Below are 6,284 nucleotides of genomic sequence, written 5' to 3'. Positions count from 1 at the left end.
GGCCTCCCACACATGTCGGATAGGCCGAGCAGGCAGCCCCTGCTCGGTAACCCACGAATCTGTGTGCGTGAGGCCCCGGCCCGCAACCCCGTCACCACGACGGCGTCACGTCATACCGTCTAGCCCCCGCGGCCGGCCTCTTGCGGCGCCCAGGTGGCAACCTGGGCGCCGCAAGGCGTTTCCGCCACAACCACGAAGCCGGCGGGCCCGGAAATCGCTCTCTGAAGGCGATCCGCGCAGTAGCATGCGGTGATGACTGAGCAACCCCAGGCTGGGGGACGGGGCTGGAACCGGTGGCTGACGACCGCGACGGTGGGCGCGGGTCTGCTCGCCGTCGGGCTGGTCAGCTGCGCCCTGGTGTCGGAGGACGAGGGCCGCACAGGCGCCCTGATCGCCCCCACACCGAGCAGTACGCGCGGACCGACGGGGACCCCTGGACCTCTCGGCACGCCGGGACCGACCGGTACGCCGGGACCCCCCGGTACGCCTGGTACGCCCGGTACGCCGACGCCGACGCCCGGCTGTGGCGTCACCGAACTGCTGGTGCCGAAGTGCGGCGTGTGGTTCGGCGCCGCGGCGAACCCGATCGGGAACGAGTCCTGGGACGAGGCGCTGCCCGCCTTCGAAAAGGTGATCGGGCAGCCCGTCGACATCGCGCACTACTACAACTCGAGCCCGGGCCTCTTCCCGTCCGCGAACATGATCAAGCGGGCCCGTGAACCCGGCAAGAAGCGGATCCTGCTGCTCAACTGGAAGCCGGAGATGGGCCGCACCTGGGCCCAGGTCGCCGCGGGCGACCCGGTCGTGGATGCCGCGATCGATGCCGAGGCCTCCTATCTGAAGACCAGCTTCCCGGAGAAGTTCTTCCTCACCATCCACCACGAGCCGGAGGAGGAAGTCCGGCCCGCGGAGGGTTCGGGGATGACGGCCAAGGACTACCGGGCGATGTTCCGGCACGTGGTCGAGCGGCTGCGCTCCAACGGCGTGACCAACGCGGTCTACGTGATGAACTACATGGGGACGCCGCACTGGGGATCCCAGCCGTGGTTCGACGATCTCTACCCCGGCGACGACGTGGTGGACTGGATCGCGGAGGACCCGTACATCTTCAGCGACAACCCGGAGTGGTCCAGCGGGCTGGGCCGCGCGGTCGACCGGACCCAGCGGATCTACCCGAACTGGCCCGGCTTCTACACCTGGGCGGCCGCGAAGCACCCGGACAAGCCGATCATGCTGGCCGAGTGGGGCGTCGACCGGAAACTCGGCGAGCCGAAGCGGAGCGCGGTGTTCGGCACGATGGCGAGCCAGCTGGCGGCCTACCCCCAGCTGAAGGCGCTGGTGTACTGGAACGAGACGGAGTTCCGAACCGTCGGGGAGACCCTGCTCGGACCTGACGACCCGTCCGTGGCGACGCTCCGCAAGGCGATCGACACGCCCCCGCTCAAGCCCCCCGCAGTACCGAAGAAGTAGGCGGCTAGCGCAGGGCGATGAGGAGGTGGCGGCGGCCTGCGCCGACGGCGGTCACCCAGCTCGGCGGCGGCACGCCGTTCTCGACGGTGACCGGCCCGGGCTTGCTCCGGTCGGCGCGATCGCTGGTGGCCAGTTGGCCGCGGCCGTTCGCACCCCAGGTCATGATGGCGCCGTTCTGCAGTACTGCGACGCTGTAGCCCTCACCGGCCACGATGTGCTGCACACCGAGGAGTTTCGGATCCTTGGCGCGGCCCCGGACCGTGGTCGCGAACGCGCGCGTCTTCAGGTTGCCGTCGCCCAGCTGACCGCCGTTGTTGCGACCCCAGCCGACCATCGAGCCGTCCTTGAGCAACGCCAGGGTGTGCTTCTCCGCCGACGAGATCTCGATCGCGTCCGTCAAGGGCCGTCCTGGCCCGATCAGCACCTGCTGGGGCACGTTGCGGCCGGTCGCGGTCCCGTCGCCCAACTGATTGACCTCGTTGCGCCCCCACGCGACGACGTGGCCGTTACCCAGCAATGCGACCGAGTGCTGGCCGCCGATCGCGATGCCCCGGACCCTGGTCAGCGGGGCCTTGCCGGCGCCGGTGATGAGGACGGGCAGCTTCGCCACCGGGGGAGCCGACGTGCCGAGCTGACCGAAGGTGTTGTCGCCCCAGCCGAGCACCGTGCCCTGATCAGTCAGCGCGAGCTCGCTGCCGCCGTCCACCGAGATGGCCCGTACGCCGGTCAGCGGGCCGGTACCGCCCGGGTTCAGGACCACGCTGGGCGTCATCGGATCGGCGGTCGTGTCGGCGTTGCCGCGCTGGCCCGAGTTCGCCCTGCCCCAGACCACGATGGTGCCGTCCTTGCGCAGGGCAACGGATGTGTTGGAGTCCGCGGCGATGTCGATGACACCGCTCAACTCACCGGGTGCGCCGTCGGGTGCCCGGACGAACTGCGGAGAAGCCGACGGAGCCCGGGTGCCGTTGCCGAGCTGGGCGTCATCGTTGGCTCCCCAGGCCAGCACCCGCCCGTCGTGGCTCAGTGCCAGCGAGTGCTGCTCGCCTGCCGCCAGGTCCACCACACCGACCAGGTTCGCCCCGGCGGAGTCCAGGACCGGCCCGAAGCTGGTCCGGATCCCGGTCGGTGCCGAACGGCCCAGCTGGCTCGCGTCCGAGAAGCCGCTGGACAACACCAGACCACCCGTGGTGGCAGGACCCGGCGCGCTGGGTGCAGCGAGCGGCCGCGCCTTGGCGCAGCCAGTCAGCGCTGTCAGGGCCGCCAGAACCAGTACTGCGACGGCCACCCGCGGCCGCCTGGACGAACAAGAGCTCATGACGTCTCTACCGGCTTTGCTTCTGCGGCCGGCAGTACGCCGGCCAGGTCGGGTTTGCGACGGCGGGTCAGCAACGCGGTGAAGGCCGTCAGCGCCAGTTGATCGCGCAGCTTCCACAATGCGGCAACGTACATGACAGCACCCGCCGCTAGAACGGCGACAAGCGGGCCGTCGGTCGGGTCTCCGATGAGCTCCATCAGTTGGGCCGGGACAGCGAAGCACACGAGCGCCAGCCCACCGACGTACACGGACAGCCGGCTGAACGGCAGCCAGTGCAGGGTGGTCGACACCTGGACCATGCCGAGGACGTTGCGCACCAGGATCGCGGACGCCCATGCGATGGCCGCGCCGATGATGCCCAGCGGCGGGATCAGCAGCAGGTTGATGGCCAGGTTCACCCCGAGGGCGACCAGGCTGTTCAGCAGGCTGAGCCCACTACGACCGGCCATCAGCAGGATCAGGTCCACCGGACCACCGGCTGCAGCAAGCAGCGCAGCCACAGCCAGTACTACGACCACGCCGTGCCCGCTGCGGTACGTGGAACCACCGAACAGGTGCAGCAGGAACGGCGCGAGCGACAGGCAGGCCAGGAAGAACGGCCAGGTAAGCGACATCGTCCAAGCGGTGATGGTCTGGAACACCCGCTTGGTGCCCTTGTGGTCGCCGGAGGCGAGAAGGGCACTCGTGTGCGGTGCGGCGACCTGCTGGATCGCCTGCGTCCCCAGTTGGCCGATCACGAACAGCCGCGTCGCGACCGTGTAGACCGCAGCCTCGGCTGGTGAGCGGAGTGCCGCGACCAGCACGATGTCCGCACGCTGCAGGATGCTCTGGCTGATCCGGGAGATCACCCGTGGCCAGGTGTAGAGGGCGTACTCGCGCCAGAGCGCCTTGCGGGACAACGCGGGCCGGCCTGGTCCGCTGCGGGCGACCAGCCGCCGCTCGATCACCAGGAACCAGCCAACGGCAACGATCGCGCCAACGGCGTACGGGACGGCCCAGGCGATCGTCAGCCCACCGAGCCCGGCGCCTGCGGCGACGGCCACGATGATGCAGCCGACCTGCAGCAGAGCGCGGCCGATCTTGTCGACCAGCACGGTCGGCTTGATGGAGGCCAGCCCGCGGGTCGCGGACAGAGCGGTGTTCATCAGGGCGGCCAGGGGGATGCAGATCGCCAGTACTACGACTGCTCCGTTCCCCGCGGTGGGGTCGGCGGCACCCAGCAGGGCATCCGCCACCTCGTCACGAAGCACGATGAGCACGACGGCCACCAAGCCACCACCGCAAAGCGAAACGAGCGCCGCCATTCGGGCGGTGGTCCGGGCATCCGCCAGCCGGTCCTCGACCAGGAAGTGCGGCAGGAACTTCGACAACGACACGTCCGAGCCGAGCTCCGCGACGGCCGCCACGATCAGGAAGACCGAGGTGAGGGCGAACAGACCACCGGCCACGGTCGCGTCGGTGGCACGGGTGACCACCCAGGTGAGCAGTAGCGTCAGGACCGCGCCGCCCGCGGTTCCGACCAGGTTGGCGGAACCACCGCGGGCGATCTTGTTCAGGCTGGGCGGGTGTGCGCCCGCGGTCTCGGTGAGCGGAGCGGCCACTACATCCTTCTCCGCGAGCTCGCGAGGTCGTCGGAGTCGTCCCCGGCATCCTGGAACCATGGCGTCGCAGCCGGTGTGACCGGGTTCGGGCTCGCTGCCGGTGAGCCGTTCGCAGCTGTGCCGTTTGCAGCTGTGCCGTTCGCTGCGGGACCGTTCTTCGGCGTGCCGTTCTGCGCAGTGCCGTTCTGCGCAGTGCTGTTCAGGGCCGTGCTGTTCAGGGCCGTGCCATTGAGGGCCGAGCCGTTGGTGGCCGACGGCAACCGAGCGTCGATCTTGGGCAGCTCCTCGGTCTGGGCGTCCACTGAGACAACCACGGGCGCCGCAGCGGCCGCCGTCGGCGGCGAAGGCACGATCTCGACGACCGCGGGGCTGTCGTTCTGGTCGTGCTTGGACTCGTCGTGCGTGGAGCGGTGGAACAGGCCGTGCTCCTCCGGCGAGTCGAGCACGATGCCGGCGAGCTTGGCGCCGCCTCGGGTGACGGCCTCGGCGGCGTGCTGGAGCTCAACGGAGGTGGTCCGCCCGAGGCTGACCAGGATCGCTACGTCGGTGCACAGGTCGGCCAGGGTCAGGATCTCCGGTGCCGAGGCGATCGGGCCGGCGACCAGCAGCCACCGGGAGCCGGGGACCAGCATGTCCAGGAACGTGCGCATCTGCGGCGACGCGAGCTTGTCGACCGAGCCGCTGTGCTGGATGCCGACCGGGACGAAGCGCAGCCCGGGCTGGTACTCCTTGGCCACCTCATACGCGTGGGCGCCGTCGCTGAGCACCTCGGACAGGCCCTTGATGCTGGTCAGCTGCGCAACCCGGGTCAGTTCGCCGTCCGTGTCGACCAGCGTGACGCTCTGGTCCGCACGGGCCAAAGCGGCCGCGAGAACCAGGGGAGTGGTGGTGTGGGACTCGACAGCACCGGCCGGAACCAGCAGCACCGCGCCGCCGTCGGGGCTGGTGACACCCAGCACGCTGCGGAGCAGTCGAGCGCCTTCCGGCAGCTCCGCGGCGACATCGGAGAGCAGCAGTTCGGGGTGCTCCACAGCCGTCGTGGTGACCGTGCTCAAGACGGGGTAGCCGAGCGCCTTGACGTCGTCGGCGGTCCGCAGGGTGCGGTCGTTCAGCGCCCGCCAGATCGCGAACACGAGACCAAGCAGCAGGCCGAGAGCCGCACCGGCGGCCGGCATGATCCAGTCCGGCAGTCCGGCCGCACCGGTCGGCACCGTGGCGGGCGACAGCACCTGGCCGGGCTCACCCTGGAACAGCCGTAGGTCGCTGATCTGGCTCTCCAGCTTCGAGGCCTCGGTGGTCGCGGCCTGCACCCGCTGCTCGGCCAGCGCCCGGGCGGGCGAGCCGGTCGTGGTCTTCGCCAGCGCGGCGACGTTCCGCTGCAGGGCGGACTGGTTGGCCGTGCGAGCCTTGGTCAGGTTGTTGATCTGTGCCTGCACCGACTGGGCCGCACGCCTCTCCCGCGCGACCAGGTAGGCGTTCGCGAAGGCATTGGCGCCGTTCCGCGCGGCCGTCGGCGTGATGTCGCTGTACGCCACCTCGAGGACCTGGGAGTTCGGCGGGTTGGTGACGGCCAACTGCTCGACCAGGGCTGCGACCGACGCGTTGCTGCGCAGCGTCGTTTTGGCGATCTGCGCGACCGCGTCCGAGCTGACCAGTTGGGCTTCGGTGCCGAGGTTCGCCAGGTTCTGGCCGCGGGTGCCGGGCGCGTACGGGTTGCCGTCGGCCGGCTCGACCAGCACGGTCGCGGTCGCGGTGTAGGTGGCCGGCTGCTGCCTCGCGGCAAGGAAGCCCAGGCCGGTACCGACCACCAGCAGCAGTACTACGACCGGCAGCCTGCGTGCGAGCCCCGACCAGCTGAACCGGCTGATCGGCGCCGGCCCTGTCGTCTCCGTCATCGT

4 protein-coding genes are annotated in these 6,284 nt (G+C 70.1%); 1 reads left to right on the top strand and 3 read right to left on the bottom strand.

What is annotated here, in order from left to right; translation table 11 throughout:
* Positions 1-252 precede the first annotated feature (252 nt).
* Entirely contained in the window at positions 253-1,470 is a 1,218-nt protein-coding gene (locus ABD210_RS27160) for a glycoside hydrolase family 26 protein (RefSeq protein WP_344115096.1), read from the top strand.
* 4 nt (positions 1,471-1,474) lie between these two features.
* Here ABD210_RS27160 and ABD210_RS27155 read toward each other — a convergent pair whose 3' ends face one another.
* The 3 genes from ABD210_RS27155 to ABD210_RS27145 are packed head-to-tail and all read right to left on the bottom strand — an operon-like array spanning position 1,475 to position 6,281.
* Positions 1,475-2,785 (bottom strand): RCC1 domain-containing protein, encoded by a 1,311-nt coding sequence (locus ABD210_RS27155; RefSeq protein WP_344115094.1) that lies wholly within the window; start codon positions 2,783-2,785, stop codon positions 1,475-1,477.
* Positions 2,782-4,386, bottom strand: coding sequence for an oligosaccharide flippase family protein (locus ABD210_RS27150; protein WP_344115092.1), 1,605 nt, complete (start codon positions 4,384-4,386; stop codon positions 2,782-2,784). Before ABD210_RS27150 ends, ABD210_RS27155 begins: the two co-directional genes overlap by 4 nt.
* A complete protein-coding gene (locus ABD210_RS27145; protein WP_344115090.1) occupies positions 4,386-6,281 on the bottom strand; it encodes a hypothetical protein in 1,896 nt (631 codons plus the stop codon). Before ABD210_RS27145 ends, ABD210_RS27150 begins: the two co-directional genes overlap by 1 nt.
* Positions 6,282-6,284: the final 3 nt, after the last annotated feature.

It is taken from the genome of Kribbella alba, assembly GCF_039529635.1.
GTDB classification, from domain to species: Bacteria; Actinomycetota; Actinomycetes; order Propionibacteriales; family Kribbellaceae; genus Kribbella; species Kribbella alba.
The sequence above is the reverse complement of the archived record's forward strand: the minus strand, read 5'-3'. Positions and strand labels throughout refer to the sequence as shown.

What these genes read in the sequence shown, in the direction of transcription:
- ABD210_RS27160 (WP_344115096.1), top strand. Translation starts at nt 253, where the DNA reads ATGACTGAGCAACCCCAGGCTGGGGGACGGGGCTGGAACCGGTGGCTG.
- ABD210_RS27155 (WP_344115094.1), bottom strand. Translation starts at nt 2,785, where the DNA reads ATGAGCTCTTGTTCGTCCAGGCGGCCGCGGGTGGCCGTCGCAGTACTG.
- ABD210_RS27145 (WP_344115090.1), bottom strand. Translation starts at nt 6,281, where the DNA reads ATGACGGAGACGACAGGGCCGGCGCCGATCAGCCGGTTCAGCTGGTCG.